Annotated in this window: 29 protein-coding genes; 11 read left to right on the forward strand and 18 right to left on the reverse strand. The window is 65.6% G+C overall.

The window, feature by feature from the left end; translation table 11 throughout:
* The first annotated feature begins 66 nt into the window (after window positions 1–66).
* Window positions 67–1,329, forward strand: coding sequence for a 5-aminolevulinate synthase (gene hemA, locus C8J39_RS17045; RefSeq protein ID WP_107954293.1), 1,263 nt, complete (start codon window positions 67–69; stop codon window positions 1,327–1,329).
* Window positions 1,330–1,360: 31 nt separating this feature from the next.
* Here the strand turns inward: hemA and C8J39_RS17050 are convergent, their stop codons facing one another.
* From C8J39_RS17050 to C8J39_RS17070, 5 genes are read right to left on the reverse strand one after another with little or no spacing between them, the layout of a single operon-like run.
* Window positions 1,361–1,918, reverse strand: a complete 558-nt coding sequence (locus tag C8J39_RS17050) for a Uma2 family endonuclease (protein ID WP_120301527.1) — start codon at window positions 1,916–1,918, stop codon at window positions 1,361–1,363.
* A gap of 48 nt (window positions 1,919–1,966) precedes the next feature.
* The gene (locus tag C8J39_RS17055) at window positions 1,967–2,431 is read right to left on the reverse strand and encodes a DUF3429 domain-containing protein (RefSeq protein ID WP_120301528.1); all 465 of its coding nucleotides are present in this window, start codon (window positions 2,429–2,431) and stop codon (window positions 1,967–1,969) included.
* Window positions 2,432–2,441: 10 nt separating this feature from the next.
* A complete protein-coding gene (locus C8J39_RS17060) occupies window positions 2,442–3,152 on the reverse strand; it encodes an anti-sigma factor domain-containing protein (RefSeq protein ID WP_120301529.1) in 711 nt (236 codons plus the stop codon).
* Window positions 3,145–3,714, reverse strand: a complete 570-nt coding sequence (locus C8J39_RS17065; RefSeq protein ID WP_120301530.1) for a sigma-70 family RNA polymerase sigma factor — start codon at window positions 3,712–3,714, stop codon at window positions 3,145–3,147. Before C8J39_RS17065 ends, C8J39_RS17060 begins: the two co-directional genes overlap by 8 nt.
* Window positions 3,715–3,724: 10 nt before the next feature.
* On the reverse strand, window positions 3,725–4,150 hold the full coding sequence (locus C8J39_RS17070; protein WP_132833653.1) for a hypothetical protein: 426 nt from the start codon (window positions 4,148–4,150) through the stop codon (window positions 3,725–3,727).
* A gap of 146 nt (window positions 4,151–4,296) precedes the next feature.
* Here C8J39_RS17070 and rpiB point away from each other — a divergent pair, with 146 nt between their 5' ends.
* The 5 genes from rpiB (at window position 4,297) to C8J39_RS17095 (ending at window position 8,054) form a co-directional block, all read left to right on the forward strand.
* Window positions 4,297–4,731: a ribose 5-phosphate isomerase B gene (rpiB, locus tag C8J39_RS17075; protein ID WP_120301532.1), complete on the forward strand. Its 435-nt coding sequence runs from the start codon at window positions 4,297–4,299 to the stop codon at window positions 4,729–4,731.
* Window positions 4,728–6,038 (forward strand): serine hydroxymethyltransferase, encoded by a 1,311-nt coding sequence (locus tag C8J39_RS17080; RefSeq protein WP_120301533.1) that lies wholly within the window; start codon window positions 4,728–4,730, stop codon window positions 6,036–6,038. The genes rpiB and C8J39_RS17080 overlap by 4 nt, the downstream gene beginning before the upstream one ends.
* A 5-nt stretch (window positions 6,039–6,043) precedes the next feature.
* Window positions 6,044–6,223 (forward strand): hypothetical protein, encoded by a 180-nt coding sequence (locus tag C8J39_RS17085; RefSeq protein WP_056066278.1) that lies wholly within the window; start codon window positions 6,044–6,046, stop codon window positions 6,221–6,223.
* Window positions 6,224–6,688, forward strand: coding sequence for a transcriptional regulator NrdR (gene nrdR / locus C8J39_RS17090; protein ID WP_056487307.1), 465 nt, complete (start codon window positions 6,224–6,226; stop codon window positions 6,686–6,688). It abuts the gene before it with no gap.
* A 139-nt stretch (window positions 6,689–6,827) separates the two neighbouring features.
* Window positions 6,828–8,054, forward strand: a complete 1,227-nt coding sequence (locus C8J39_RS17095) for a TrmH family RNA methyltransferase (RefSeq protein ID WP_120301534.1) — start codon at window positions 6,828–6,830, stop codon at window positions 8,052–8,054.
* Window positions 8,055–8,221: 167 nt separating this feature from the next.
* On the opposite strand, the gene C8J39_RS17100 is transcribed toward C8J39_RS17095, so the two are convergent.
* Entirely contained in the window at window positions 8,222–8,521 is a 300-nt protein-coding gene (locus C8J39_RS17100) for a chorismate mutase (protein ID WP_120301535.1), read from the reverse strand.
* Window positions 8,522–8,713: 192 nt separating this feature from the next.
* Here C8J39_RS17100 and rpsD point away from each other — a divergent pair, with 192 nt between their 5' ends.
* Window positions 8,714–9,328, forward strand: coding sequence for a 30S ribosomal protein S4 (rpsD, locus tag C8J39_RS17105; protein ID WP_056053294.1), 615 nt, complete (start codon window positions 8,714–8,716; stop codon window positions 9,326–9,328).
* 60 nt (window positions 9,329–9,388) lie between these two features.
* Here rpsD and C8J39_RS17110 read toward each other — a convergent pair whose 3' ends face one another.
* Complete coding sequence (locus C8J39_RS17110) at window positions 9,389–11,362, reverse strand: S9 family peptidase (protein ID WP_120301590.1); 1,974 nt, start codon at window positions 11,360–11,362, stop codon at window positions 9,389–9,391.
* Window positions 11,363–11,525: 163 nt separating this feature from the next.
* Between C8J39_RS17110 and C8J39_RS17115 the strand changes: the two genes are divergently transcribed.
* Together C8J39_RS17115 and C8J39_RS17120 are read left to right on the forward strand one after the other, a co-directional pair.
* The gene (locus C8J39_RS17115) at window positions 11,526–13,163 is read left to right on the forward strand and encodes a M28 family peptidase (RefSeq protein ID WP_183038029.1); all 1,638 of its coding nucleotides are present in this window, start codon (window positions 11,526–11,528) and stop codon (window positions 13,161–13,163) included.
* Window positions 13,164–14,144, forward strand: coding sequence for an agmatine deiminase family protein (locus C8J39_RS17120; RefSeq protein ID WP_056066272.1), 981 nt, complete (start codon window positions 13,164–13,166; stop codon window positions 14,142–14,144).
* Between the two features lie 119 nt (window positions 14,145–14,263).
* On the opposite strand, the gene C8J39_RS17125 is transcribed toward C8J39_RS17120, so the two are convergent.
* From C8J39_RS17125 to coxB, 11 genes are all read right to left on the reverse strand, one after another.
* The gene (locus C8J39_RS17125) at window positions 14,264–15,133 is read right to left on the reverse strand and encodes a class I SAM-dependent methyltransferase (RefSeq protein ID WP_120301536.1); all 870 of its coding nucleotides are present in this window, start codon (window positions 15,131–15,133) and stop codon (window positions 14,264–14,266) included.
* Complete coding sequence (thrC, locus tag C8J39_RS17130; RefSeq protein WP_120301537.1) at window positions 15,130–16,530, reverse strand: threonine synthase; 1,401 nt, start codon at window positions 16,528–16,530, stop codon at window positions 15,130–15,132. Before thrC ends, C8J39_RS17125 begins: the two co-directional genes overlap by 4 nt.
* 132 nt (window positions 16,531–16,662) lie before the next feature.
* Window positions 16,663–17,274: an SURF1 family cytochrome oxidase biogenesis protein gene (locus tag C8J39_RS17135; RefSeq protein ID WP_347812449.1), complete on the reverse strand. Its 612-nt coding sequence runs from the start codon at window positions 17,272–17,274 to the stop codon at window positions 16,663–16,665.
* The gene (locus C8J39_RS17140; protein WP_107964468.1) at window positions 17,271–17,654 is read right to left on the reverse strand and encodes a DUF983 domain-containing protein; all 384 of its coding nucleotides are present in this window, start codon (window positions 17,652–17,654) and stop codon (window positions 17,271–17,273) included. Before C8J39_RS17140 ends, C8J39_RS17135 begins: the two co-directional genes overlap by 4 nt.
* 283 nt (window positions 17,655–17,937) lie before the next feature.
* Window positions 17,938–18,864 carry a cytochrome c oxidase subunit 3 gene (locus tag C8J39_RS17145; RefSeq protein WP_120301538.1) on the reverse strand — a complete coding sequence of 309 codons (927 nt, stop codon included), beginning with the start codon at window positions 18,862–18,864 and terminating at the stop codon, window positions 17,938–17,940.
* 30 nt (window positions 18,865–18,894) lie between these two features.
* Complete coding sequence (locus tag C8J39_RS17150) at window positions 18,895–19,446, reverse strand: cytochrome c oxidase assembly protein (protein WP_120301539.1); 552 nt, start codon at window positions 19,444–19,446, stop codon at window positions 18,895–18,897.
* Window positions 19,446–19,583 (reverse strand): hypothetical protein, encoded by a 138-nt coding sequence (locus C8J39_RS18880; protein WP_165895280.1) that lies wholly within the window; start codon window positions 19,581–19,583, stop codon window positions 19,446–19,448. Before C8J39_RS18880 ends, C8J39_RS17150 begins: the two co-directional genes overlap by 1 nt.
* Entirely contained in the window at window positions 19,580–20,479 is a 900-nt protein-coding gene (locus tag C8J39_RS17155; RefSeq protein WP_120301540.1) for a heme o synthase, read from the reverse strand. Before C8J39_RS17155 ends, C8J39_RS18880 begins: the two co-directional genes overlap by 4 nt.
* A 54-nt stretch (window positions 20,480–20,533) precedes the next feature.
* On the reverse strand, window positions 20,534–22,006 hold the full coding sequence (locus C8J39_RS17160) for a hypothetical protein (RefSeq protein WP_120301541.1): 1,473 nt from the start codon (window positions 22,004–22,006) through the stop codon (window positions 20,534–20,536).
* A 436-nt stretch (window positions 22,007–22,442) separates the two neighbouring features.
* A complete protein-coding gene (gene ctaD, locus C8J39_RS17165; protein ID WP_120301542.1) occupies window positions 22,443–24,107 on the reverse strand; it encodes a cytochrome c oxidase subunit I in 1,665 nt (554 codons plus the stop codon).
* A gap of 1 nt (window position 24,108) precedes the next feature.
* Window positions 24,109–25,260: a cytochrome c oxidase subunit II gene (coxB, locus tag C8J39_RS17170; RefSeq protein ID WP_243650218.1), complete on the reverse strand. Its 1,152-nt coding sequence runs from the start codon at window positions 25,258–25,260 to the stop codon at window positions 24,109–24,111.
* Window positions 25,261–25,490: 230 nt separating this feature from the next.
* Between coxB and pyrE the strand changes: the two genes are divergently transcribed.
* Both pyrE and C8J39_RS17180 read left to right on the forward strand, forming a co-directional pair.
* Window positions 25,491–26,075: an orotate phosphoribosyltransferase gene (gene pyrE, locus C8J39_RS17175; RefSeq protein WP_120301543.1), complete on the forward strand. Its 585-nt coding sequence runs from the start codon at window positions 25,491–25,493 to the stop codon at window positions 26,073–26,075.
* A complete protein-coding gene (locus C8J39_RS17180; RefSeq protein ID WP_120301544.1) occupies window positions 26,072–26,812 on the forward strand; it encodes a pyridoxine 5'-phosphate synthase in 741 nt (246 codons plus the stop codon). The genes pyrE and C8J39_RS17180 overlap by 4 nt, the downstream gene beginning before the upstream one ends.
* The last annotated feature ends 79 nt before the right edge of the window (window positions 26,813–26,891 follow it).

Genomic DNA, 26,891 nt, shown 5'->3' on the forward strand with positions numbered 1-26,891 from the left:
AAGCGATCACCGTAAGAGCGGTATTGCGCTGGAAACGAGTGAAAGCGAGGCGTAGTGCCCAAGCCTATGATTACCAACGGCATCTCGGCAACGGATTCTACCTTGGGTCCGCGAGTCGATTATTCGCGCGTTTTCACGCAGGCGATCGACCGGTTGCATGCCGAGGGCCGCTACCGCGTGTTCATCGACATCCTCCGCAACAAGGGTGCGTTTCCGAACGCGCGCTGCTTCGCCGGGCATAACGGCCCGAAGCCGATCACGGTGTGGTGCTCGAACGACTATCTCGCGATGGGCCAGCACCCTAAGGTGATCGCGGCGATGGAAGAGGCGCTGCACGACGTCGGCGCAGGCTCGGGCGGTACGCGCAACATCGGCGGCAACACGCATTACCATGTCGACCTGGAAGGCGAACTGGCCGACCTGCACGGCAAGGAAGCTGCATTGCTGTTTACCAGCGGCTACGTCTCGAACGAGGCCACGCTGGCGACGTTGGCGAAGGTTTTGCCGGGGTGCATCATCTTTTCGGACGAACTGAACCACGCGTCGATGATCGCGGGCATTCGCAACTCGGGCTGCGAGAAGCGCGTGTTCCGCCACAACGATCTCGCGCATCTCGAGGAGCTCCTCGCAGCCGAAGATCCGGCGGCACCGAAGCTGATCGCGTTCGAGAGTGTGTACTCGATGGAGGGCGACATCGCGCCGATCTCCGCGGTGTGCGACCTTGCCGATCGGTACAACGCGCTGACCTATTGCGACGAAGTCCATGCGGTCGGGATGTACGGCGCGCGCGGCGGCGGCATCTCGGAGCGGGACGAGGTCGCGCACCGGATCACGATCCTCGAGGGGACGCTCGGCAAGGCATTCGGCGTGATGGGGGGCTATATCGCCGCCGATCGCACGATCGTCGATGTGATCCGCTCGTATGCGCCGGGGTTCATCTTCACGACGTCGCTGTCGCCGGTGCTGGTCGCGGGCGTGCTAGCGAGCGTGCGGCATCTGAAAAGCTCGAGCGTCGAGCGCGAGGGGCAGCAGGCGTCGGCCGCGATGCTGAAGGCGATGCTGAAGGATGCCGGGTTGCCGGTGATGATTGGCGATACGCATATCGTCCCGCTGATGGTCGGTGACCCGGTTAAGGCGAAGAAGATCAGCGACGTGCTGCTCGCCGAATACGGCGTGTACGTGCAGCCGATCAACTATCCGACCGTGCCGCGCGGTACCGAACGGCTGCGGTTCACGCCGGGGCCAGCGCATACCGAGGCGATGATGCGTGAACTGACTGACGCGCTGGTGGAGATCTGGAGCCGGCTGGACTTGCGTAAGGCGGCCTGAGGCTGGTCCCGCCTATGCGGGGCAACTCTGGTCAGTCGATTGTGATCGTGCCGTCGGCACCTGGCACGTCTAGCGTTTCACCGAAACCTACCGAATGGAACCGCGTGTAATCGCCTTCCAAGGGGTTGGCGTAGACATGGACGATGCGCCGAATGCCATCAACTACCCAGTAGTGCGGAATGCGGCCGCGCGCGTAGGCGAAGCGCTTCATCGTGGTGTCGCGAGCTACCGACGTTTCTGCGACCTCGATCACGAGCAGAAGGTCGTCGGCGATGAGCAGGCGATTGCCTTCCACGGGTTCGCGCAACACGGCCACGTCGCAGCCTATTACGGTGGCGTCGTCGAGATCGATGCCAACCCCACCCGTTATCCGCGTCTCCGGTAGCAACCGCGAAAGACGGATGCCGATCTTGGCTTGTCGCGCGGCGTGCCCCGCCAGCGGCAAGTCCATCCGTTCGAGTTTCCCACCGACCAGTTCGATCTTCATGCCGTCGAATGCGCCGGACTCACCCATGCGCAGGAACTCGGCGGTCGTAAAACGCGCCTTGGCTTGTCGGTCGAGACAGAGACTTCTGGCCGATGAGTTCATGCCCAATTCGTACCACGAACCAGCTGCCCATACGACTCGCGAGCGGGATTAAAGCGCCGCGGCCAGCATCGTCAGAACGCCCAGGCCGAGCGACAAGGGCATGCGCAGTTTCATCCAGCCGGGCGGCGCGATGCCGGCTTTGACGAGCGCACGGTCGACGAGCAGCGCGGCGATCAGGCTGATGCCGAGCACGACCAGCGAGGGACCGGGCCAGCGCAGGCCGATCATCCAGGGCCAGGCGGTGGCCAAGGCGATGAGCGACGGCGCGACGCTCGCGAACCAGAGCCAGCGGGGCGGCAAGTCGGTGCGCGCGGCGAGACCCCACCAGAGCCCGCCGAGGAAGCTCAGGATGATCGCGGCATAGGCGTACGCGATCGCCAGCGCGGAGAACCGGCTTTGCGGATCGCCGCTCAGCAACAGCGCGACTGCCCCGAGTTGCGGCAACAAGCCGCTCAGCCCGAGCAGGCGCGCAATCGGCGGGATGCCGCCGGTCGCGGCGTGTCGTACTGTCATCAGACCGGCATCAGACGCGCGCGACCACGCCGGTGGCGACGACCGGGCCGGTCGGCAGGCCGGTCGGCGAGCCGCCGAGCGGTTCGACCGAGATCGCGAGCGTCGCGCCGGGTGCTATGCGACCGCGATCGACGCCCTTGGGCGCGAGCGTGGTCGGACGGCCCGAGAGCAAGCCGAGCGAATGCGGCACGCCGTCGCCGCCGATCACCCAGAGCTGCGCGACGCGCGCGTCCGGAACGCCGGGGCCGGCTGCGACGCGGAGCGCGCCGTTTGCGGGATCGTACACTGCTGCAACCGGCGACTTCGCATCGCCAAGCATCGCGACGAGCACGCTCGACGCGTGGGCGACGGGGACCGGCTGGGCGACGGGCACGGTCGGTTCTGGGCGGACCATGACGAACAGCAATAGCGATGCGGCGATCGCGCTGGTGACGGCGGCGAGCGCCGGCCATGCGAAGCGGCTCGTTGGGGCGAAGGCTGGCGTTCCGTCGAGACTGGCTTCGATCCGGGCGGCGAGATGGGGCGGCGCTGCACGCTCGGGCCAGAGGTCGAACAGGACCGCCAGACGCGACCGCCACCATTCGACCTGCGCGGCGAAACCGGGCTCGGCGAGCACGCGGCGCAGTGCTGCTCCGCGCTCCTCGCCTTCGAGCAGGCCAAGCGCGAGTTCCGCGGCCGCCACGTCCTCAGGCACGCCGGTATCGGTAGTCGGATCAACCATCGAGGCAATCCTTCAGGCGGGCGAGGCCGCGGCGGACCCAGCTCTTCATAGTCCCCAGCGGCACCGCGCGCTTGATCGCGAGTTCGGCGTAGGTAATGCCCTCGAAGAATGCGGTCCGGATCGCGTCGCGCTGCTGCGGCTCGAGACCGTCGAGGCACTCGATCAGTTCGCGCGAGGATTCGCTCGCCAGCATCCCCGCTTCGGCACCCTCGCCGGGATCGGCGACGTCGGGCGCATCGTCGAGCGGGCTCGTGCGGCGGACGCCCTGCGCGCGCTGCCAGTCGATGGCGCGGTTACGCGCGATCGTCGCCAACCAGGTTATCGGGCTCGCGCGGCCGGGTTCCCAGGCACCGGCGCGTTTCCAGATCGTGAGATAGACCTCGTGCAGCACATCCTCCGCGGCTTGGGCGTTGCCACAGATACGGTGGGTGATCCCGAAAAGCTTCGCGCTGGTCAGCGTATAGAGTTCGCGAAACGCGTCGCGGTCCTCTTGGCCGGTCCGCAGCAGCACTTCGGAAAGGTGCGCGCGGGCGGCGTCGGCGTTGGCATGTGCGATAGTCACGGGCGGGAACCTAGCGGCTAAGTCCGTCGCGGCAATAGCCTTCGCCGGGCTTTACGGTGAGGCAGTCGGTTTTGCCGAAAAGGTATTTTAGCCCGGTCGCGTCGCCGTTGGTCGGGCGCAGCGTTTCGCGGACGCCACCGCGATCGAACGCTATCGTGTCGCCGGTCGCGATGCCGTCGAACTTGCCCTTGTTGTCGAGGTCCCACTGCATGGTCAGTGCGTAGTGGCCGGCGGTGGCGGTCGGGGCGACGTCGAGGACCATGCCTTCGACGCCGATCCAGCGACCGGTGTAGTCGGGCGCCGGTTTAGGCTTGGGAGCGGCGACCTTGCGTTCGACCGATCCGGCGGAGGTCATGTTTCCGTCGTTGCTGGTCTCGGGGGCCGGGCCGGAACATGCAGTCAGCGCGGCGGCGGCAAGCAGAGTGAGGGCCTTCATGAATGTCTCCTTCACGGTCTCGTTCGACGTCATTCCCGACCTTAACGCGTCATCCTGACGAAAGCGCCCGCGAACAGGTGTGGCAAATTCCGGCTCGGGGGGGTAGGGGGCTGGGCACCCGATCTCCCGTCACAGGAATACGCCAGGTGCGCATCGCCATCGCGTCCGATCACGCCGCCGTTTCGTTGAAAGCGGTGCTCGCCACGTGGCTGCGCGAGGCGGGGCATGACGTGCTCGATCTCGGGCCCGAAGGCGCCGCCAGCGTCGATTATCCCGATTACGGGTTCAAGCTTGCGTCAGCGATTGCCGATGGTAGCGCCGAGCGCGGCATCGCATTGTGCGGCTCCGGGATCGGCATCTCGATTGCCGCCAACCGTAATCCCGCCTGCCGCTGCGCACTCGTCTCCGAACCGCTTTCGGCGAGCCTTGCGCGCATCCACAACGACGCCAACGCCATCGCGATGGGTGCGCGCCTGATCGGCGAGGAAATGGCCAAGGCGTGCGTTGAAGCTTTCCTGTCCGCCGATTTTGCCGGCGGCCGTCATCAACTCCGTGTCGACAAGTTAAAGGTCCCCGCATGAGCACCCAGCCCCGCGAACTCCACGACGTCCAGCCCGATGGCTTCTTCACGCGCGGCCTCGCCGATGCGGACGCTGCCGTATTCGCCGGTGTCGCCGCCGAACTCGAGCGCGAGCAGACGCAGATCGAGCTGATCGCGTCCGAGAACATCGTCTCGAAGGCGGTGCTAGAGGCGCAGGGCTCGGTGTTCACGAACAAGTACGCGGAAGGCTATCCGGGCAAGCGCTATTACCAGGGCTGTGCGCCGTCTGACACGGTCGAGACGCTGGCGATAGAGCGCGCCAAGCAGATCTTCGGCTGCGGGTTCGTCAATGTGCAGCCGCATTCGGGCGCGCAGGCGAACGGCGCGGTGATGCTGGCGCTGGTCAAGCCGGGCGACACGATCCTCGGCATGAGCCTCGATGCGGGCGGCCACCTCACGCATGGCGCAAAGCCGGCGATGTCGGGCAAGTGGTTCAACGCCATTCAGTACGGCGTCGATGCGACCACACACCTGATCGACTATGATCAGGTCGAGGCGCTGGCGGTCGAGCATCAGCCGAAACTGATCATCGCGGGCGGCTCGGCCTACCCACGCGTCATCGACTTCGCCAAGTTCCGCGCGATCGCGGACAAGGTCGGCGCGTATTTCATGGTCGACATGGCGCATTTCGCCGGCATCGTCGCAGCGGGCCTGCACCCGACGCCGTTCGGCCACGCGCACGTCGTGACGACCACCACGCACAAGACGCTACGGGGCCCGCGCGGTGGCATGATCATGACCAATGACGAGGCGATCGCGAAGAAGATCAACTCGGCGGTGTTCCCCGGGCTCCAGGGTGGGCCGCTGATGCACGTGATCGCAGCGAAGGCGGTCGCGTTCGGCGAGGCGCTCCAGCCCGACTTCAAGAGCTACATCGCGGCGGTCGTCGAGAACGCCAAGGTGCTGGCGGCAACGCTCAAGGAGCGCGGCTCGGACGTCGTCTCGGGCGGCACCGACACGCATCTCGCGCTGATCGACCTCACCCCGCTGGGCATCACGGGTCGCGATGCGGACGAGGCGCTGGAGCGCGCAGGGATCACCTGCAACAAGAACGGCATCCCCAACGATCCGCTGCCTCCGGTGAAGACCAGCGGCATCCGTGTCGGTTCGCCCGCGGGTACGACGCGTGGGTTCGGCCCGGCGGAGTTCCGCGAGATCGGCAACATGGTCGCCGACGTGCTGGACGGCCTCGCGAAAAAGGGCGAGCATGGGGACCCGGAAGTCGAGGCGGACGTTCGGACGCGTGTGCGGGCCCTGTGTGCACGCTTCCCGATCTATCAAGGATAAACAGCATGTCGAAGTTCGACGACGTCCAGAACGACATCAAGGCGACCCCCGGCCTCGGCAAGAGCATGGCCAAGTGGAGCGCACTCGGCGCGGTCGTGGCGATCCCGGTGCCGATCGTCGGCCCGATCTTCGGCGCACTCGCGGGCGCGGGCTACGCGTACTACAAGGGCAAGAAGAAGGTCTGAATGCGCTGCCCCTTCTGCGGACATGAAGACAGCCAGGTAAAGGACAGCCGCCCCACCGAAGACGGGGCGGCGATCCGACGTCGGCGCCAATGCGAGGGGTGCGCGGCGCGTTTCACGACGTTCGAGCGCATCCAGTTGCGCGAGCTGTTCGTGTTGAAGAGCGAGGGGCGCAGGGAGCCGTTCGATCGCGAGAAGCTGCTGCGGTCGTTGTCGATCGCGACGCGGAAGCGGGCGATCGAGGCGGGACGGATCGAGAAGCTGGTGAGCGGGATCCAGCGGCGGCTGGAGACGCTGGGCGAGAACGACGTCACGTCGAAACGGATCGGCGAGATGGTGATGGACGGGCTCAAGGGGCTCGATTCCGTGGCGTATATCCGGTTTGCGAGCGTGTATCGGGACTTTAGCGAGGCGAAGGACTTCGAGGCCTTTGCTGGGAGTGTGGAGGAGGTTGGGCGAGCGGAGTGATGCGCTCCCTTATTTGTCCTTCGATACGGACCGATGGCAGCATCGTAAACTTTACCTTATCGACGGTTCCTCATCCCTCTTCCGTTCGTCCTGAGTAGGGACTGAGCACGGCGAAGGCCCGTATCGAAGGACAGGTTGCATGAGCTTTTACGCCTACATGCTCCGCTGTTCCGACGGCAGTTACTATATCGGCCACACCGACTCGATCGAGCGCCGGATCGCGCAACATCAGCACGGCGAGCTTCCTGGATACACGCACAAACGGCGCCCGGTGACGCTGATGTGGTCGCAGGATTTTCCAAGCCGCATCGAGGCATTGGAGGCCGAGCGTCAGTTGAAAGGCTGGACGCGGGTGAAGAAGGAAGCGCTGGCAGCGGGGGATTGGGACGCGGTACGCTTACTCTCGCGCAAATCCTTCGATACGGGTCTTCGGCTTCGCTCAGCCCCTACTCAGGACGAACGGGGTTGGGTGGATGAGCGGGATGGTTTGGATGTGCACGATGGATTGGCCGAGCCGGACGACTTTGGTGAGCTTGGCGAGATTGGTGGATTTGGCGACGTGATTGACGAAAACATGATTGGTACGGACGCGGCTGGGGACAGCGATGTGCTTGCGGATGGCGATGGGGCGGTTGGAGCTCCACCCCCCGTCATCGTCCTAGTCCGCCCCCAACTCGGCGAGAACATCGGCAAGGCCGCGCGCGCCATGCTGAACTTCGGGCTCGTCGAGATGCGCCTCGTCTCCCCGCGGGACGGCTGGCCCAACCCCTCCGCCGGCCCCGCCGCGAGCGGCGCCGACATCGTGCTGCAAAACGCAAAGGTCTACGAGAGCGTCGCCGCCGCCACCGCCGACTGCGCGCAAGTGTTCGCCACCACGGTCCGCAAACGCGGCGTGACCAAGCCGGTCGTAACCCCAGAACAGGCGTCGACCGAGATCCACGCCGCCCCCGGCCGTTCCGCGATCCTGTTCGGGCCCGAGCGCTCCGGGCTCGAAACCGACGACGTCGCGGTGGCGCGGACGATCATCACCGTGCCGATCAATCCGGAGTTCGGGTCGCTCAACCTCGCCCAGGCGGTGATCCTGGTCGCCTATGAATGGTCGAAGGGCCTGACCGCCGAGCGCGGGCTGTCGCAGCCGTCGATCAACCCGATCATGCCGCCCGCACCGCAGGAAGAGCTCGACGGGATGATCGGGCAACTCGATGCGATGCTGATGGGGGCCGGGTTCTTCCACCTGCCCGACAAGATGCAGTCGACGCGGCGGACACTGCGGACGCTGCTGACCAAGCCGGGCTGGTCGTCGCAGGAGGTCCGGACGATGCGCGGGGTGTTGTCGTCGCTAGCGGGGAAGCGGCCGCGGGGCTGATTCCTGCTCGGCTCACCCCTTTCCGTTCGCCCCCCCGCCTTCCGTTCGCCCTGAGCGAAGTCGAAGGGTGTGACCCAAGCGAAGATGCTTCGACTTCGCTCAGCACGAACGGGGAGGGGGCGATGTTGGGGACGGAACGGGAACGGGAACTATGTTTGCGCGCAGGTCTAGCGCCTGTCGAACGCCGCCAGTTCATACGCGATCGAGGCTTCGACCAGCGTCTCCCACAGATCCGCGACCACGGCCTCCGGCACCCCCAGTCTCACCGCCTCGGCCCGCGCGTTGTCGATCACCTGCGCCTTCCGCGCTTCATCCCGGACGTGCCCGCGCTCGGGCTTGATGCGCGCGGCGGCGTCCATGTAGGCGAACCGCTTGGCGATGAGCGCGACCAAGTCGCGGTCGAGCGCGTCGACGCCTGCGCGGACGTCGGTCATGGTAGTGCAATCTGGGCCGGGGAGAATGGTCATGCGCCGTCTCTTGCCGAGCCCCATCCGGCCTGTCCAGCTTGACTCTGGACCGCCCCCCGTCTAGGCGCCCGCCTTCGCAATGGCCCTGCACCCCGGTGAAGCGGTGGCCCTGCCCTGTCTGGACATCCGTCTCGTACAGCCAGCAGAGCGATACCGGGACCAACGTTGTTAGCATTTGCCAAGGACTTACTTATGTCGAAGCGTCAAAGCGCGAAGTACAAACTCGATCGCCGTATGGGCGAGAACATCTGGGGTCGTCCCAAGTCGCCGGTCAACAAGCGCGAATACGGCCCGGGCCAGCACGGCCAGCGCCGCAAGGGCAAGGTCAGCGATTTCGGTATCCAGCTGCGCGCCAAGCAGAAGCTCAAGGGCTATTACGGCGACGTGACCGAGAAGCAGTTCCGTGCGTGCTACCATGAGGCTGCGCGTCTGAAGGGCGATACCTCGCAGAACCTGATCGGCCTGCTCGAGCAGCGTCTCGACATGATCGTCTACCGCGCCAAGTTCGCACCGACGATCTTCGCGGCACGCCAGATCGTTTCGCACGGCCACATCCGCGTCAACGGCGTGAAGTGCAACATCGCCTCGCGTCGCTGCTTCGTCGGCGACGAGATCACGCTGGGTTCGAAGGCGCAGGAAATGGCGCTGGTCATGGAAGCACAGAGCCTCGCCGAGCGCGAGATCCCCGATTACGTCGCCACCGACGGTGCGGCCAAGGTCACCTTCACGCGCGTCCCGACGCTCGACGAAGTGCCTTACCCGGTGAAGATGGAGCCGAATCTGGTCGTCGAGTTCTACTCGCGCTGATCTTTCGGTACGATCGTTATACGAAAAAGGGCGGTCCTGCGGGGCCGCCCTTTTTTCGTTCTACATCCCCAGCGACGTCCGCAGGAACGCATCGGCCTTGGTCAGCATCGCGGTACGCGCGACATCGTCGTCGAGCTGGTGATCGAGGCCGGGGAACTCGACCAGTTCGACCTTGCCACCCGCGCCCCGCAGCTTGGCCGCCATCAATCGCGATTCACCGATTCCGACGTTGCGATCCCGATCGCCGTGGAACAGCAGTACGGGCACCTTGATCTTGTCGGCGTTGCGCGCGGGCGATCCCGCCTGGATATGCGCACCATGCCCGATGAACGTGTCGACCTGGGCGAAGGCCGTAAAGCCTCGCGATTCCTCGCGCAACGCGTCCAGATCCGTCACCGGCGCAATGCCGATGACCGCCTTGAACAGGCCAGGATCTAGCACCGCCGATTGTAGCGCTGCATAGCCGCCATAGGACCAGCCGACGATCGCAAGCTTGTCCGGCGCCGCAATCCCTTGCGACATCAGCCAGCGTCCGGCATCGTTGACGTCGCCGATCGCAGTCCGCCACGACTGGAAGCCGTTTTTCTGGAACCATGCCGACCCATAGCCGGTCGAACCCCGGAAGTTCGGCTGCAGCACAGCAAAACCGCGCGCCGCGAAATATTGCGAGAGCCAGTCGAACCCCCATTCGTCGCGTGAGCCCGGCCCGCCGTGCGGCATGACGATCGCGGGCAACCCCTTGCCAGTACCGCCAATGGGCAAAGTCAGATAACCGGGAATCATCGTGCCATCCGCGGCGCGGAAGGTGATCGACTGGACGCTGGCGAGTGTCGTCTTCCCCAACTCCGGACGTGACGGTGCAACTTCGCCCATCTTGTTGGTCGTCCGATCCAACAGATAATAGCGGCCCGGATCGACGTCGCTGCCGGCGAACAGCAACAGCTTGGTCTCGTTCGCGCTCGCGTCGACGAATGTGATCAGTGGCCTGCCGGGCAAGGCCTTGCGTAACGACACGGCGAGCTTTTGCAGCGTAGGATCGAAAAATTCGACTTCGCGGCGGTCGGTTGCGTAGGCAGCACCCACCACCCGGTTCTGTCGACCCAACCGGATCAACTGGTCGACGTCGACATCCGGGCGTGCAAGTACGAGATCGCGCTTGAGGCTGCCGTCTAGCGCGATTTTGTACAGCGCTTGCCGGCCGTCCCTGTCGTCGAAGCCGTATGCGACGTTCAGCGCGGGATCGATGGCGTAGGGATCGAACCCGCTCTTGCCACCACTGACAGTACTGGCGACCTGACTTAACGGCTGCCAAGCGCGATCACCGGCCTTGCGGTATGAATAGATCACCTTCGCACCGTCATAGCCTCCACTGGTCATGGCCCGCGAGCCAACGATCCGGACGGAACCCTGGCCGTCGCTGATATATTCAATGGCATTCGCACGGGCCGGCTCGACGACCCGTCTTGTCAGCGTGACGGTGTCGATCCGCTCGACGCCCAAGCCAACCGCCGAACGGGCCAGGAGCGTGCCGATCATCGCCTCGGGTACGAACTTGCGGGTCATCAGCACGGCACCCTCCGCGCCGTCTGCAGTCCAGTCGATGACGTTGCCGCCGTCTTGCATGATACCAAGCGAGCGTTCGTTCGTGCGTGCGCTCAGGATCTTTCTGTTGCCGCCATTGCTGTCGATGGCGAGCGCCCGGCTGAAGGCAAGCAGATCGGTTCCGGTATGTGCGGTAGTGATGAACCGGCAGACGAGGCGCGTATTGGTCGACCAGCGGCAATCCCTCAGGCTTTCGGGGTCGCCGGAGGACGACAGGATCGGGTCGGCGATCTTGCCTCCGACCATGTCGGCGATGCGCAGCATGGCGCCGCGACCCTTCATCGGCACGATCATGGCGATGTGCGTACCGTCGGGCGAGAGGCTCAACTGCTGGATTTCACGAGCGCCGAACGCTGCTTCTGTCGAAATGACCGCCGCGGTGTCCTGCGCTGCCGCGGCTACCGGCAGCGCCAAGACGGCCGGTAGCGTCATCATTTTCCAGACCGAACTGCTCGCGCGCAACCCGCCAAGATATCGCATCCTCGTCGCTCCCCAAAGCCCCTGCCCCACATCCTATCGAAGCCGGACAGCACGGCAAGCGATGCTTGCGCGGTGCCGGCGCCGCTGCCAAAACGTGCGGCATCTCTTTGGGGGAATGACCTTGCGCGCTGCCATCCTGCCTCTCCTGCTGCTTGGGACCGCTGCGTCCGCGCAGATGTCTCCCGCGATTTCGGTCGAGACGTTGAAGACCGTCACGCAGGTGCTGGCGTCGGACGCGTATGAAGGCCGCGCGCCGACCACGCCTGCGGAGGCCAAGACGGTTGCGTATATCGTCGAGCGGATGAAGGCGGCGGGGCTGAAGCCCGGCAACAAGGGGTCGTGGACGCAGGACGTGCCGATGGTGGAGATCACCGCGGGCAACGTCGCACCGTTCACCTTCACCGGTGGCAAGGCACCCGTCAGCCTCGCCTATCGCACCGACATGGTCGCGGGAACCTATCGCGTGGCGCCCAAGTCCGCGGTGGCTAACAGCGACGTGGTATTCGTCGGCTACGGCATCACCGCGCCCGAAAAGGGTTGGGACGATTATGCCGGCACCGACGTGAAGGGGAAGACGGTGGTCATCCTCATCAACGATGCTGACTGGCAGACGATGTCGCGCGAGGGGCCGTTCGAGGGCCGCGCGATGACGTGGTACGGGCGCTGGCCGTACAAGTTCGAGAACGCGGCCAGGCACGGCGCGGCGGCGGCGATCATCGTTCATGATACCGAACCGGCGGCGTATCCGTGGGCGGTGGTCCAGTCCTCCTGGACCGGGCCGCAGCTCGAACTGGACGAGAAGGGCGATCATCTCGACCAGTCGCAGATCGTCGGCTGGATGCAGAAGCCGGCGGCGGAGCGCGTGTTCGCGAGCGCGGGCAAGGATTACGCGACGCTGGCGGCGGCGGCGAAGGTAAAGGGGTTCAAGGCGGTACCGCTCGGGCTGAAGTTCGGCGGCGGGTTCGACAACACGATTCGGCGTCAGGCATCGAAGAACGTCATCGGCGTGCTGCCGGGGACGGCGGCGCCGAACGATTACGTGATGTATTCGGCGCATTGGGATCATCTCGGGCGCTGCGACGCGGTCGATGGCGACGACATCTGCAACGGTGCTTTGGACAACGCGAGCGGCGTTGCCGGATTGGTGGCGCTGGCGGAGGCTCAGGTGAAGGCAGGACCAGCCAAGCGTTCGATTGCGTTCCTGGCAGTGACGGCGGAAGAGTCCGGACTGCTGGGGTCGCGCTATTATGCCGAGCATCCGATCTATCCGCTGGCGCATACCGTCGGTGGCGTGAACATGGACGGCTTGAACATCGGTGGGCGCGCGAAAGACTTCGTCCTCGTCGGTGCGGGCAAGTCTGAGATCGAGGACCTCGTGAAGCCGTTCGTCGCTGCCGAGGGGCGCGTGATCGGGACCGAGGCGAATCCCGAGCGCGGCAGCTATTACCGGTCCGATCATTTCAGTTTCGCCAAGCTGGGCGTGCCGATGCTCGATGGCGGTAGCGGCGAGGACCTCGTCGTCGGTGGCACGGCGGCGGGGCATGCGGCGCGCGAGGATTATGTCGCGCATCGCTATCACAAGCCGGCGGACGAATATGACGCCAAGTGGGACTGGTCGGGTGCCGTCGAGGACCTGACGATCTATTACGGGCTTGGGCGGAAACTCGCGGACGATACCAGTCTGTGGCCGAACTGGTATAAGACCGCCGAATTCCGCGGCATCCGTGACCGCGGTCGCGCAGGAGCCAAGTAAGTGACCCCGACGACTACCGCAGTCTCTACCCCCGCCGAATGGGCGCGCCACAAGGCCGTCTGGATCGGCTTTCCGAGCCATGCGGACCTGTGGCTTGAGGATCTCGAGCCCGCGCGGGACGAGGTCGTCGCGTTTGCCAAGACGGTGCACGCCGGCGGCAATGGCGAGACGGTGATCCTGGTCGCGGCCGATGTCGGATCGGCGACCACCGCCAAGAAGCTGGCCCCGTTCGCGGACGTGGTGGTCGAGCCGTTCGGCGATATCTGGCTGCGCGATACCGCGCCGATCATCGTCGGCGACGGCAGCGCGCGGGACTTCCGGTTCAACGGCTGGGGCGGGAAGTACGACCTGCCCGGCGACGACACGATCGGGCTGCGGCTGGCGGAAAGCCGGCACACGCGGGTCGAGGCGTGCGACTGGGTGCTGGAAGGCGGCGCGATCGATGGCGATGGTACCGGGACGGTCGTCACGACGCAGCAGTGCCTGCTCAACCGCAACCGCAATCCGTCGCTGAGCAAAGCGGAGATCGAGGCGCGGCTGGCGTCCGATCTCGGCTACACCCGCGTGGTGTGGCTGGGGGACGGGCTGGTCAACGATCACACCGACGGCCATGTCGACAATCTGGCGCGGTTCGTCGGTGAGGGGCGCGTGGCGATCCCGAAGGCGACCGACAACGATCCGAACTGGCAGGTGTACCAGAACGCCGCGCGAGACGCCGAGGCGGCCGGGCTGGAGGTCGTGACGATTCCGTCGCCGGGGCGCGTGCTGCGCGACGAGGAGGTCGTGCCGGCGAGCTACATGAACTTCTACATTGGCAATGCCGCGGTCGTGGTGCCGTTGTATGGGGCCGAGAACGACCAGGCGGCGGTGGTGGCGATCCAGGCGCTGTTCCCGGACCGTGAGGTGGTTGGCCAGCGTGCGGATCATATTTTGACGGGCGGCGGGAGCTTCCACTGCATCTCCCAGCAGATTCCGGGGTGATACTGCTCCCCTCCCTGAAGGGAGGGGCTTGGGGTGGGGCAGTTTGAGGCGGGTGTCTGCGCCAGCCAATCGGCCGACCCACCCCTAACCCCTCCCTTCCAGGGAGGGGGATGCCTGTATCAGCGGCTCCAGCGGGCCCAGATTGCCGTCGGCAATACCAGGCCGCGGACCTCTTCGCGGACGCCGAGTTCGCCGACTTCGATCTTGCCGGGGAGGTCTGCAAACACTTGGTTCAGCAGTCCGCCGATCGCCAGAGCGGACATCCGCACCGCGTAGACCGTCAGGAACAGGAAGCGGGAGTTCTCGTCGAGCAGCTTGCGGCAGTCGGCGATCAGCTTCGGCAGATCCTCCTCGAGCCGCCAGACCTCACCTTCCGGCCCACGCCCGTATTTCGGCGGATCGAGCAGGATTCCGTCATACCGCCGCCCACGGCGAACCTCCCGCGCGACGAACTTCGCCGCATCATCCGTCATCCAGCGGATCGGCGCGTCGGCCATGCCAGACAGTTTCGCGTTCGCCTTGGCTGCCTCGACCGACTTCTTCGACGCATCGACATGCACCATGCGGACGCCCTTGGTCGCCATCGCCAGCGTGCCGACGCCGGTATAGCCGAACAGGTTCATGCATTCGGGCGAGTCGAGCCCCGCGACGCGCTCGCGCATCCAGCTCCACACCGGCGCCATGTCGGGGAAGAAACCGAGGTGGCGGAACGGGGTGGTTTGCGCGGTGTAGGACACCTCGTTCCACTTGAGCGTCCAGCCTTCGCGGGGGACGGGCTCGGAGAATTCCCAGCGGCCGCCGCCGTCCTCGTCCGAGCCGGGGACGAATTCGCCCTGCGCCTGCCAGTCGGTCGAGGCAGGCGCCCACATCGCCTGCGGCTCGGGGCGGATGAAGCGGAAGCGGCCATAGCGCTCGAGCTTCTTGCCGTGACCCGAGTCGATCAGGCCGTAATCCGCCCAGGGTTCGCCGATAAGGGTATGCAGCTTCATGCCGACGGCTTCGCGCGCTCGGTGATGTAGGCGGTAATCGCTTCGAACGTCGCTGGCAGCGTGGCGTAGCGCTCCTCGCGGTCGAACAGGTCGCCCACGCGGGTGGGCAGCGAGGGACGGACGCCGGTCGCGCGCTCGACCGCGTCGCCGAACTTGGCGGGGTGCGCGGTGGCGAGCGTTACGATGGGAACGCCGGCGGGGACTTCGGTGCGCAACGCAGCGGCCAGGCCGATCGCGGTGTGCGGGTCGATCACCTGGCCGGCGTGCTCGTGCGCCCAGCGCATTGCCAGCGTCATGTCGTCGAGGTCGATGCGTTCGCTCTGGAAGAGGGCGGAGGCACCTTGCGATTGCGCATTGGTGAGGCGCATTGCTCCCGAGGATTCAAAGCCGGCCATTTGTGCAGCGAGCGCTGCGCCATCGCGGTCGCCGAGGTCGAACAACAGGCGTTCGAAGTTCGAGCTGACCTGGATGTCCATCGACGGGGTCGGGGTCTGCTGGACACCGCCCTTCGAATAATCGCCGGTGCTGAGCGCGCGGTGGAGGATGTCGTTGACGTTGGTCGCGACGACTAGCTTGGCCACCGGGAGCCCCATCTTCGCCGCGACATAACCGGCGAAGACGTCGCCGAAATTGCCGGTCGGGACTGCGAACGCGACCTCGCGGTGAGGCGCGCCGAGGCGGACGGCGGCGTAGAAGAAATACACCACCTGCGCCATCAGGCGGGCCCAGTTGATCGAGTTGACCGCCGACAGCGCGAACTTGGTCGAGAAGGCGCGGTCGTTGAACATAGCCTTCACCAGCGCCTGCGCATCGTCGAAGCTCCCTTCGATGGCGATGTTGTAGACGTTGGGGCTGAGCACCGTGGTCATCTGGCGGCGCTGCACGTCGGAGATGCGGCCGACCGGGTGGAGCATGAAGATGTCGATGCCCTCGCGCCCCGCGACCGCGTCGATCGCGGCGGAGCCGGTGTCGCCGCTGGTCGCGCCGACGATCGTCAGGCGCTTGTCCGTGCCGGCGAGGAAGCGCTCGAAGAAGAGGCCAAGCAGCTGGAGCGCGACGTCCTTGAACGCGAGCGTCGGGCCGTGGAAGAGTTCGAGCAGCCACTGGTCGTGGTCGAGCTGAACGAGCGGAACGACTGCAGCGTGCGAGAAGCGGCCATAAGCCTGTTCGCAGAGCGCCTTAAGCTCGTCGCGCGTCATCGCGTCGCCGACGAACGGGGCCATCACGGCGACCGCAGTGTCGACATACGATAGCCCGGCAAGCGCGGCAATCTCGTCGCGCGTCATCGTCGGCCACGCGTCGGGGAGGTAGAGGCCGCCATCGGACGCTAGGCCAGCGAGCGTCGCCGCTTCGAAATCGAGGATCGGCGCCGAGCCGCGGGTGCTGATGTAACGCATGGCCAAGCGGTTAGCGAATGGGCGGGGAGGCGACAAGCTGCCCGCACCGCTCGTTTTCCTGCGAACACAGGAATCCAGGGTTACGGAGGGATGCGCGCGGTACCCTGGGCTCCTGCGTTCGCAGGAGAACGGCTAGCGAGGTCGGCGGCGGAGCGCGAGGGTGTAGATGATCGCGGCGATGGCGGCGAAGAAGAACCATTGGCCGGCATAGGCGAGGTGGTTGTTCGGGACCGACGCGATGTCGGGCTTGCCGTTGGGGTTGAGGCCGGCCTGCGGGGTATCGGCGACCAGCATCAGGCGCTGCGGGGTGCGATCGAACAGCGATCCGATCAGCGAACGGCCGTCGGGCGCGTGGCTGATGAAGCCGGAGACTTCGCCGCCGGTCCACGCGATCTTGGCCATCGGGTCGCGCGTGGTGCCGAGCTGGACGATCATGCCGGGGCCCTCCGCGCCGGTCTTGCATTCGGCGATCGCGCGGAAGCCGGACTTGCCGGCACCGGCGAGTTTGATGTCGGTTGGCTGGAGGCAGAGGCCCGAGGCGCGGCGGAACAGGAGCGTCTCGTCGGGGAAGCGCGGGAAGGCCATTGGCGGCTTGGCGGGGTTGGCGGCCAGCTGCGCGAGGAACGCTTCCTTTTTCGGGAGGCGGTCGAGGAGTTGCCACAGGCCGAGGCCGATCATCGCCGCGATCGCGAGCGTTACGAGTACCGTCGGGATGATTGGGATACGTCGTGCAGATTGGGTCACGGGTCGATTCGGCCTTCGCGGGCTGCGTTGCGGTATTCGGCGGACATGAGCGCGCCCTTGGCTGCTCGGAGCGAGAGGACGACTCCGCCGGCAGTGAAGGGGATCCAGATCAGCATGTGCAGCCAGAGCGGCGGGTGGACTTTGAGTTCGAGTGTTATCGCGAGGGCTACCACGAGTGCGCCGAGGATCAGGGTGAGGAAGGCGGCGGGGCCGTCGCCGACGTTGAACTTGCTAAAGTCGAGCCCGCAGTTCGGGCAACGGTCGGCGAAGTTGGACCATTTGGCGAAGAGCGTGGGCTTGCCGCAGCGGGGGCATAGGCCTTTGAGCGCGACCTGCGCGATCGTGGGGGCGTTGGCGAGTGGGTATGGATCTTCGGTCATGGGGTCAGCGCTCTCCCTTGTTTCCCCGCGAAGGCGGGGATCCAGATTGGGCTCCCGCCGTCGAGGGAGAACAAGGGAAGGGAGCGACGGTTGGTTCGCGTCCGTGCCGCATCCAAAACCGCCACCACCCCGGCGAAGGCCGGGGCCCAATTGGGGGACGCCGCTAACCGCGGACAGCGCTGCGTTACTGCAGCCTTGCCAATTGGGCCCCGGCCTTCGCCGGGGTGGTAGCTGCCGGGGAGGTAGCCGCCGGAGTGGCGGCTAAAGATGGGTTGGAAAAAGCTCAACCGCCGTGGACGGGGGCGCCCCAGCCGCCCCAGACGTAGACGGTGACGAACAGGAACAGCCACACGACGTCGACGAAATGCCAGTACCACGCCGCCGCTTCGAAGCCGAAATGCTGGCGTGGGGTAAAGTCGCCGCGGTAGGCGCGGACCAGGCAGACGATCAGGAAGATCGTGCCGATCAGCACGTGGAAGCCGTGGAACCCGGTCGCCATGAAGAACGACGCGCCGTAGTTGATCCCCTTGAACGGGAAGGGCGCGTGGGCATACTCATACGCCTGGATCGAGCTGAACAGCACGCCGAGGATTACGGTCAGCCACAGGCCCTTGAGCACGCCGTCGCGGTTGCCGACGCCGATCAGGCCCCAGGCCCCCGTCTTCTCGCCGCCGCGCTGGTTGTGGATCAGCGCGTGATGCGCCCACGTCACCGTGGTGCCCGAGGTCAGCAGGATCAGGGTGTTAAGCAGCGGCAGTTCGAACGGGTTAATGACCGTCAGGCCCTTCGGCGGCCACTGCGCGACGATCGCCGCGCCGCCTTCGACCGCACGCGTGACGGTACCGTCGGCATAGGTCATCGCGGTCGGGAACAGCGAAAAGTCGAAGAACGCCCAGAACCAGCCGACGAAGAACATCACTTCGGAGGCGATGAACAGGATCATGCCGTAGCGGAAATGGAGCTGGACGACGGGGGTGTGGTCGCCCGCGTGCGCTTCCTTGATGACCTGCGCCCACCAGCTGTAGAATGTGAAGAGCAGCCCGGTCAGGCCGATGAAGAAGATCCAGCCGCCGCCATTGGGCTTGTCGATATGGCCGCCGTGCATCCACATGATGCCGCCGACCGCCATGATCAGCGCCGAGAACGAGCCGACCAGCGGCCAGATGCTCGGCGGCAGGATGTGGTAATCATGGTTCTTGGCGCCGGCCATCGGTACTCCCCTATTTTCTTTGGCGACGTTCTAGCTGGCTGTTTTCGCAGAATCCACCGGGTAAAACGTATAGCTGAGCGTGATCGTCTGGATATCGGCCGCGTCGGGGTCGGTCAGGATCTTCGGATCGACGAAGAAGATCACCGGCATCCGCGCGGTCTTGCCGGGCTTGAGCGTCTGCTGCGTGAAGCAGAAGCACTGGATCTTGGTGAAATACTTGCCGGCCTGCGCGGGCTGGACGTTGAACGTCGCGGTGCCGGTGAGCGGCTTGTTCGAGGTGTTGGTGGCGGTGAAGAACGCCATGTCGCGCGCGCCGATATCGACCGTGTCCGAGCGATTCTCGGGCGTGAACTTCCACGGCAGTTTGGGGCTGACGTTGGTGTCGAAGTCGATCTGAATCTTGTGGTCGACCGCCCCGGGGGCGGCCAGTCCGCGGTTGGTGGTGCCGTTGAGCCCGGTCGCGGCGCAGAACAGGCGATAGAGCGGCACGCTGGCCCAGGCAAGGCCGGTCATGAAACAGATGAAGAGCACCGCGAGCGCCGCGGTACGGTTGGTGCGCGACATGGCCTTCCAGCCGGCCATCAGTGCGGCATCCCCGCGCGGATCTTGGCGATCGAGATCGCGAAGACGAGGATGACGAACGCGCCGAGCAAGAGCGCCATGACGCGGGCGCGACCACGTTGGCGGCTTCGGATCAGGTCTGGATCAGGAATGCTCATGCGAACCACCGGTCGACGACCAGCGCGCCGAACATCACGAACAGATACAGGATCGAGTATTTGAACAAGGCCTTCTCCGGTTTCATCGCATCGTCGGCATGCGTGGTGCGCCTCGAGACGCGGACGGCTAGTAGCGCGAACCAGCCGGTCAGCAGTACGGCCGCGATGCCATAGATCGGCCCGGTCAGCCCAAGCGGCCAAGGGAGGATCGCGACCGCCGCCATCGGGATCGTGTAAAGCCCGATCTGCGTCCGCGTGGTGCGCTCCCCCGACACGACCGGGAGCATCGGTACGCCCGCGGCGGCGTAATCACTCTTCATGAACAGCGCGAGCGCCCAGAAATGCGGCGGCGTCCAGAGGAACACGAACAGGAACAACAACACCGGCAGCAGCGCGATATCGCCGGTCGCCGCGGCCCAGCCGATCAGTGGCGGGAACGCGCCGGCGGCACCACCAATGACGATGTTCTGCGGCGTGCGGCGCTTCAGCCAGACGGTATAGACCAGCACGTAGAACAGGATCGAGACGGTCAGGATCGCGGCTGCGACGAGGTTGACCGCGACGCCCATGAACAGCACCGAGAACGCGCCGAGCCCTACGCCGAAATGGAGCGCGGCCTGACGGTCCATCCGGCCGTCGGGCAGCGGGCGTTTCTGTGTGCGACGCATGACCGCGTCGATGTCCGACTCATACCATTGGTTGAGTGCTCCCGCTGCCCCGGCGCCGAGCGCGATGCAGAGGATCGCGGTAAAGCCGATCACCGGATGCACGCCGATTGGCGCCGCGAGCATCCCGCAGAGCCCGGTGAAGACGACGAGCGTCATCACGCGCGGCTTGGTCAGCGCAAGGAAATCGCGCCAATGCGCCGGTGGCAGGAGGGGGGTGGCAGGAGTCATGGTTCGGGTACGCTATACGCGTTGCGGGGGAGGTCGGAAAGCCTTCGTGATGGCTCAGCGGTTTGCCCGGTGCGTGGGTACGGCTTGGTGAATGACCGCGGTATCGTCCGCGTAGATCCGCCGCCAAGTGGGGTCATGGTCGAGCAGGCGGACCAGTGGCGAGCGCGGCGGCAGGATGGTCCAGCCGAAATGCCACTTCGCATTCGCCGCATGCCAGCGATCCGCGTCGCCGCGGGCGATCGCAAAATAGTCGAGCGTGAAGGCGTCGCCGTACATGTCGGTTCGCCCGTCGATATACGGACGGATGCCCGCGAGGATCAGCGATCCGCCGAAGCCGTATTCGTTGAAGACGCGCTGGTGGCGTAGCGCGGACGGCAGATTCGCGAGCGCGCGGACGGGAATGCCCTTGGTTTCCGTGCGGACGACCGGCACTGCGATGCGGTAGGCGGTAAGACTGACTGTAAGCGCGGATACCAGAATGGCAACGATCAGTCGCTCTGGGCCATGGGAAAGGGGCTTCGAAAAGCTGGTATCGCGGTAGCTCCGCGCGCGGCCGAGTGGCTTGGCCAGCACGAGAATGCCGACGGTCACCAGGATGATTTCGTGGCGGGTGTGCTGCAGCGTCATGTGGAGCATGCCGAGTACCAGCAGCAGGCGGATCGGTGGGATACGGATCGGCCGCGCCAGCAGGAACGCGAGGCTCGCGAGCAAGATCGCCTCGAAGCCGGAAAAGGGTCTGAAGTCGGACGGCTGCCATTCGTTGATCTGACCGAGCGCTTTCAGGTCGTTCAGATAAAATGGAAACGTCAGGCCGTGCACGCCCCATGGTGTGACGGCTGCGGCTATCGTCATGCTAATTCCGAATAGGCCCCAACGCTGGATCACGGTGCGGCGGTCGGAGGTCTTGGCGGCCAGCAGCGCCTCGATCGCGAATACGCCGACCAGCGCCAGTCCGAAGACGTAGCTGCCATGCGCATTCGCCCAGATCAGCATCGCCGCCGCCATCGGCAGTGGTGGGGCTCGGTCGTGTTCGCGCGCGCGCAACAGCGCGATCGTCCAGCCGGCAAGGATCGGCAGCACCAGCATGTGCGGCCGCGCGACCAGCGACGGGATCAGCGCGGTGCCGAGCAGCAGCAGCGCGATGATGCTCGCCCGCGCGCTCATCCAGCGGCGGAGTTCGGCGGCTATCAGCGCGAACAGCGCCGCCATTGCCACGCCGACCAGGACGATCAGGCCGCTCCAGCCGCCCGCGCGGTAACTCGCGTACATCGCTACTTCGGAGAGCCATTCGTGTGCGACCCAGAGGCGGCCGACGACGCTGAACGAGAACGGATCGGTGGTCGGAACGGCCGCATGCGCGACGATCCAGGCGCCTGCGACGAGATGCCAGCCAGTGTCGCCGTCGCGCAGCATGGTTGGGACGATGATCGTGAACGCAAACGCCGCGAAGGCGGAGAGCAAGGCGAAGGTCGAACAGGCGATGCCGGTTGGCGCGTTGGGGCGGACTGGGGGTTGCGCGCTCGGCATGACGCGGGGTTAGCGCGATTGTCCTGTGGAATGATGAATGTGAAGCGCTCGGGTTGGGATTTGGCCAGCCCTATCTCGTCATACGAGCGAAAGCTGGGGTCTCGCTCATGACGCGCGAGTGGAAGCAAAGGGTGCAATCCCAACCCCGCTGGGAGGACGTATGCGGGGGATGACGTCCGCAGGTGCTCCCTTCCTTCGTTCTCCTGCGGAGGCGGGAGCCTAAGGTGGCTCCCCGCCTTTCCGCGGAAACATCGTGGGACTGGGGACGGCCATTTAACGAAAACGCCCCGGGTTTCCCCGAGGCGTCTTCCTTTTTGGCTGGCCCCGACACGGGAGTTAATCCCGTGTCGTCGGACGCGGCGTTGCCGCGCCGGCCGGTCGGATGCGTGCGGCGGTGCCGCACCGGCGCGTAGCTGGCGCTACGCGGCCTCGCATCCTAATCGATCTTCGGCAGGGTCTCGAACTGATGGTACGGCGGTGGCGAAGAGATCGTCCACTCCAGCGTCGTCGCGCCGTCGCCCCAGGGGTTGTCGCCCGCCTTCTTGCCGGCCGCCAGCGACCAGATCAGGTTGACGAAGAACACCACCATGCCCGCGGCCATGATCATGTAGCCGACCGACGCGACCGTGTTCCAATGCTCGTACTCGGGCGTGTAGTCCGGGATGCGGCGCGGCATGCCCTGGAGACCCAGGAAGTGCATCGGGAAGAACATCACGTTCACGCCGACGAAGAACACCCAGAAGTGTAGCTGGCCGAGGAACTCGTTGTACATCTTGCCGGTCATCTTCGGGAACCAGTAGTAGAACCCGGCGAACAGCGAAAAGACCGCGCCCAGCGACAGCACGTAGTGGAAATGCGCCACCACGTAATAGGTGTCCTGCATGTAATCGTCGATGCCGCCGTTCGCGAGCACCACGCCGGTCACGCCGCCGACGGTGAACATGAAGATGAAGCCGATCGACCACACCATCGGCGTCTTGAACGTGAGCGAGCCGCCCCACATCGTCGCGATCCACGAGAAGATCTTGATGCCAGTCGGCACCGCGATGACCATCGTCGCCGCGGTGAAGTACATCTTGGTGTTCACGCTGAGGCCGGTGGTGAACATGTGGTGCGCCCACACGACGAACCCGACCACGCCGATCGCGACCATCGCATACGCCATGCCGAGATAGCCGAAGACGGGCTTGCGGCTGAACGTCGAGATGATCTGGCTGACGATGCCGAAGCCCGGCAGGATCATGATGTAGACTTCGGGATGGCCGAAGAACCAGAACAGATGCTGGTAGAGGACGGGATCGCCGCCGCCGGCCGGATCGAAGAACGTCGTGCCGAAGTTGCGATCGGTCAGCAGCATCGTGATCGCGGCTGCGAGTACCGGCAGCGCTAGCAGCAGAAGGAACGCGGTGACGAGCATCGACCACACGAACAGCGGCATCTTGTGCAGCGTCATGCCCGGCGCGCGCATGTTGAAGATCGTCGTGATAAAGTTGATCGCGCCGAGGATCGACGATGCACCGGCCAGATGCAGCGCGAGGATCGCCATGTCGGTCGACGGCCCGGGTTCGCCATAGGTCGAGAGCGGGGCGTAGAGCGTCCAGCCGTTACCCGCGCCACCGAAGAACGGCGATACCAGAAGCAGCGTGAAGGCGGGGATCAGCAGCCAGAACGACACGTTGTTCATGCGCGGGAACGCCATGTCCGGCGCGCCGATCATGATCGGCACGAACCAGTTGCCGAAGCCACCGACCATCGCCGGCATGACCATGAAGAACACCATGATCAGGCCGTGCGCGGTGATCAGCACGTTCCAGAGATGGAGCGATTCGTCGAGACTGGCGGGGCCGCCATGGAGCATCGACGCCCAGCCCTGGAGATACTGGATACCGGGATGCGCGAGTTCGGCGCGCATGAGCCCCGAGACCGAGCCGCCGATGATCCCCGCGACGATCGCGAAGATCAGGTACAGCGTGCCGATATCCTTGTGGTTGGTCGACATGAACCAACGCGCAAAGAAGCCCGGCTTATGATCGGTATCGTGATGATGGTCGTGCGCTTCGTGGGACACGAAGGCCGACGGGGTGAGAGCGGTGTCGGTCATCTTACTGTCCCGCGTTGCCGGCGCCGGCCGGGTTTGAGGTCGCGCCCTGCGTGGTCGCGGGGGCTGCGGTCGTTACGTTTTCCACAGGGCCGGTGGCGTTGGCTGTTTCTGCGGCCTCCTCGACCTTCGTCGCGGAGCCGTCGGCGCCGGGTTGCGGGATGACCCTGTCGGACGCCTTGCCGGGGGTCGGCATCGTACCGCCCTTGGCGCGGACCCACGCAGCGTATTCGGCGGGCGGAACCGCCTCGACCGCGATCGGCATATAGCCGTGGCGCGCGCCGCAGAGCTCCGAGCACTGGCCGAAATACAGGCCGGGCTTCTCGATCGTGAAACTGGTCTCGTTCAGGCGACCGGGGATCGCGTCGAGCTTGATCCAGAACGCTGGGACTGCCCAGCTGTGGATCACGTCGTTCGAGGTGGTGATCAGGCGGATCGGCACGCCGACCGGGAGGACGATGCGGTTGTCGGTGGCGAGCAGCTTGGGTCCGTCGGCATCGGTCCGCGGACGCTCGCCGGCGGCGACGTCAGCCTTTTCCTTCAGCATGTTGGCGGTGATCTCGAAGCCGCCATTGTCCGGATACTGGTAGGTCCAATACCATTGGTTGCCGATCGCCTTCAGCGTGACGGCTCCCGACGGTGCGGGCTTGAACTGGGCTTGCAGCAGACCGATCGAGGGGACCGCGATCAGGACGAGGATCACGACCGGCGCGAGCGTCCAGATGATTTCGATGAAAGTGTTGTGGCTGGTCTTCGACGCGATCGGGTTGCGCGCCTTGCGGTAGCGGAACGAGACCCAGAACAGCAGCGCGAGGACGAACAGCGAGATGATCGTGATCGTCGGCACCAAGATCGAATTGTGCATCCAGTGCGCGAACTGGCCGTTCTTGGTGACTTGGGGCTGAAGGCCGAACAGGCCGTCCGTGGGCTGGCCGATCATCGGCTTGACCGTCATCGCGGGCGCGCCGTCCATCGCGAGCTCGGGGCTGGACGGGTTGGCCGTGGGCGTCGCGGCGGCGGTCGTCGGCGCAGTGTTCGACACGCCCCCCGGTGCTGCGGCGGCCTGCGGCGCAGGCGTCGCTGCTGGCGTGCTCGCAGGCTGGGCCGCGTGCCCGGCGACACCACCGAGACTCGCCAGTGCGAGCCCCGCTGCCATCGCAAATCCTCTCATCCCCATCTTGCGCATCGTTATTCTTGACCCCGGTTTATAGCGAACCCGATATCACGGACGCGCGGATGTCTGCTTATGATTTGGGAAGAGCTATACCCAGCGGGGGGGCTCGCCTCAAGTCTTGTCTAACCCTTCATAAATGAACCGGTTCTCGTTGCGTGCGGTTTCGCGCGCTCGTATCAGCGCGGGCAGACCATTTGGAGCGATGACCCGCGATGACCGAAGACGACGTGCTCGCCGAATTCCGCGCTGCCGAAGCGTTGCTCGAAGGGCATTTCATCCTGTCCTCGGGCCTCCGCAGCTCGCGCTACCTGCAATGCGCGCGGGTGTTGATGGACCCGGCGCGGGGCGCTCGGTTGTCGGAAGCGCTGGTGGCGTCGCTGCCGTCTGAGTTGCGGGCGCAGATCGATATCGTGGTCTCGCCGGCGATGGGCGGCGTGATCGCGGGCCACGAAATGGGCCGCGCGCTTGGTGTCGAGGCGGTATTCCTCGAGCGGCCTGACGGTGTGTTCGAACTGCGTCGTGGGTTCCGCCTCGCGCCGGGCCAGCGCGTGCTGATGATGGAGGACGTCGTCACCACCGGGCTGTCGTCGCGCGAGGCGATCGCGGCGATCGGGCGCGCGGGCGGCGTGACGGTCGCGGCGGCGGCGCTGGTCGATCGCTCGAACGGGACGGCGGACCTGGGCGTTCCGTTCTTCCCGCTGATCCGGCTCGACGTGCCGACCTACCCGGCGGATGCGTTGCCGCGTGAACTCGCCGCGATTCCGGCCATTAAGCCTGGAAGTCGGGCGGCGGCATGAGCCCCCTTGGCAACGACCACCTGCGCCTTGGGGTGAACATCGACCACGTCGCGACGGTGCGCAACGCGCGGGGAGCGGGGTATCCCGATCCGGTGCGCGCGGCTCTGGTCGCTGCGGCGGCTGGCGCGGACGGCATTACCGCGCATCTGCGCGAGGATCGTCGGCACATTACGGATGACGATATCGCTCGGTTGTCGGCGGAGCTGACGATCCCGCTCAACCTGGAGATGGCGGCGACCGACGAAATGCTCGGCATCGCGCTGCGTCACAAGCCTCACGCCGCGTGCATCGTGCCGGAAAAGCGCGAAGAGCTGACCACTGAGGGCGGGCTCGACGTCGCCGGGCATTACGACCGGATGGCACGGCTGGTCGATGTGCTGGCGGGGGCGGGCATCCGCGTGTCGCTGTTCATCGAGCCGGATGCGCGCCAGATCGAGGCGGCGGTGCGGCTCAAGGTGCCGGTGATCGAACTCCACACCGGGCTGTATGCGGAACTGTCGGGCGAGGCGCGGACGGTGGAGTTGCGGCGGCTGAGCGATGCCGCGGCGTTGGCGGCGAAGAACGGGATCGAGGTGCATGCGGGGCATGGGCTGACCTACGACAACGTCGCACCGATCGCGGCTATCCGGCAGGTTCGGGAGCTGAACATTGGGCACTTCCTTGTCGGCGAGGCGCTGTTCGTCGGGCTTGGCGAGGCGGTACGGCTGATGCGTGAGGCTATGGATGCGGCGCGGTAAGTCAGAAGGTTTGTTCACGCGGAGCCGCGGAGCCGCGGAGCAGAAGGAGGTTTCTGGGAGCCGTCCCGGTTGCTTCTCA

The sequence above is a fragment of the Sphingomonas sp. PP-CC-1A-547 genome (assembly GCF_003610375.1).
Taxonomy (GTDB): Bacteria; Pseudomonadota; Alphaproteobacteria; order Sphingomonadales; family Sphingomonadaceae; genus Sphingomonas.

Bases quoted from the DNA above. Each gene is read 5' to 3' on its own strand.
- nrdR (WP_056487307.1), top strand. From the start codon at position 6,224: ATGCGCTGCCCCTTCTGCGGACATGAAGACAGCCAGGTAAAGGACAGC.
- C8J39_RS17145 (WP_120301538.1), bottom strand. From the start codon at position 18,864: ATGGCCGGCGCCAAGAACCATGATTACCACATCCTGCCGCCGAGCATC.
- coxB (WP_243650218.1), bottom strand. From the start codon at position 25,260: ATGGCAGCGGGGCTCGCACTGGCGAGTCTCGGTGGTGTCGCCGGGCAC.
- C8J39_RS17100 (WP_120301535.1), bottom strand. From the start codon at position 8,521: ATGACCATTCTCCCCGGCCCAGATTGCACTACCATGACCGACGTCCGC.
- thrC (WP_120301537.1), bottom strand. From the start codon at position 16,530: ATGCGTTACATCAGCACCCGCGGCTCGGCGCCGATCCTCGATTTCGAA.
- C8J39_RS17060 (WP_120301529.1), bottom strand. From the start codon at position 3,152: ATGGTTGATCCGACTACCGATACCGGCGTGCCTGAGGACGTGGCGGCC.
- C8J39_RS17110 (WP_120301590.1), bottom strand. From the start codon at position 11,362: ATGACGCTACCGGCCGTCTTGGCGCTGCCGGTAGCCGCGGCAGCGCAG.
- ctaD (WP_120301542.1), bottom strand. From the start codon at position 24,107: ATGACCGACACCGCTCTCACCCCGTCGGCCTTCGTGTCCCACGAAGCG.
- C8J39_RS17050 (WP_120301527.1), bottom strand. From the start codon at position 1,918: ATGAACTCATCGGCCAGAAGTCTCTGTCTCGACCGACAAGCCAAGGCG.
- C8J39_RS17055 (WP_120301528.1), bottom strand. From the start codon at position 2,431: ATGACAGTACGACACGCCGCGACCGGCGGCATCCCGCCGATTGCGCGC.
- C8J39_RS17160 (WP_120301541.1), bottom strand. From the start codon at position 22,006: ATGCCGAGCGCGCAACCCCCAGTCCGCCCCAACGCGCCAACCGGCATC.
- C8J39_RS17070 (WP_132833653.1), bottom strand. From the start codon at position 4,150: ATGAAGGCCCTCACTCTGCTTGCCGCCGCCGCGCTGACTGCATGTTCC.
- C8J39_RS17085 (WP_056066278.1), top strand. From the start codon at position 6,044: ATGTCGAAGTTCGACGACGTCCAGAACGACATCAAGGCGACCCCCGGC.
- C8J39_RS17125 (WP_120301536.1), bottom strand. From the start codon at position 15,133: ATGAAGCTGCATACCCTTATCGGCGAACCCTGGGCGGATTACGGCCTG.
- C8J39_RS17115 (WP_183038029.1), top strand. From the start codon at position 11,526: ATGACCTTGCGCGCTGCCATCCTGCCTCTCCTGCTGCTTGGGACCGCT.
- hemA (WP_107954293.1), top strand. From the start codon at position 67: ATGATTACCAACGGCATCTCGGCAACGGATTCTACCTTGGGTCCGCGA.
- pyrE (WP_120301543.1), top strand. From the start codon at position 25,491: ATGACCGAAGACGACGTGCTCGCCGAATTCCGCGCTGCCGAAGCGTTG.
- C8J39_RS17140 (WP_107964468.1), bottom strand. From the start codon at position 17,654: ATGACCGAAGATCCATACCCACTCGCCAACGCCCCCACGATCGCGCAG.
- C8J39_RS17150 (WP_120301539.1), bottom strand. From the start codon at position 19,446: ATGGCCGGCTGGAAGGCCATGTCGCGCACCAACCGTACCGCGGCGCTC.
- C8J39_RS17080 (WP_120301533.1), top strand. From the start codon at position 4,728: ATGAGCACCCAGCCCCGCGAACTCCACGACGTCCAGCCCGATGGCTTC.
- rpsD (WP_056053294.1), top strand. From the start codon at position 8,714: ATGTCGAAGCGTCAAAGCGCGAAGTACAAACTCGATCGCCGTATGGGC.
- C8J39_RS17155 (WP_120301540.1), bottom strand. From the start codon at position 20,479: ATGACTCCTGCCACCCCCCTCCTGCCACCGGCGCATTGGCGCGATTTC.
- C8J39_RS17180 (WP_120301544.1), top strand. From the start codon at position 26,072: ATGAGCCCCCTTGGCAACGACCACCTGCGCCTTGGGGTGAACATCGAC.
- C8J39_RS18880 (WP_165895280.1), bottom strand. From the start codon at position 19,583: ATGAGCATTCCTGATCCAGACCTGATCCGAAGCCGCCAACGTGGTCGC.
- C8J39_RS17095 (WP_120301534.1), top strand. From the start codon at position 6,828: ATGAGCTTTTACGCCTACATGCTCCGCTGTTCCGACGGCAGTTACTAT.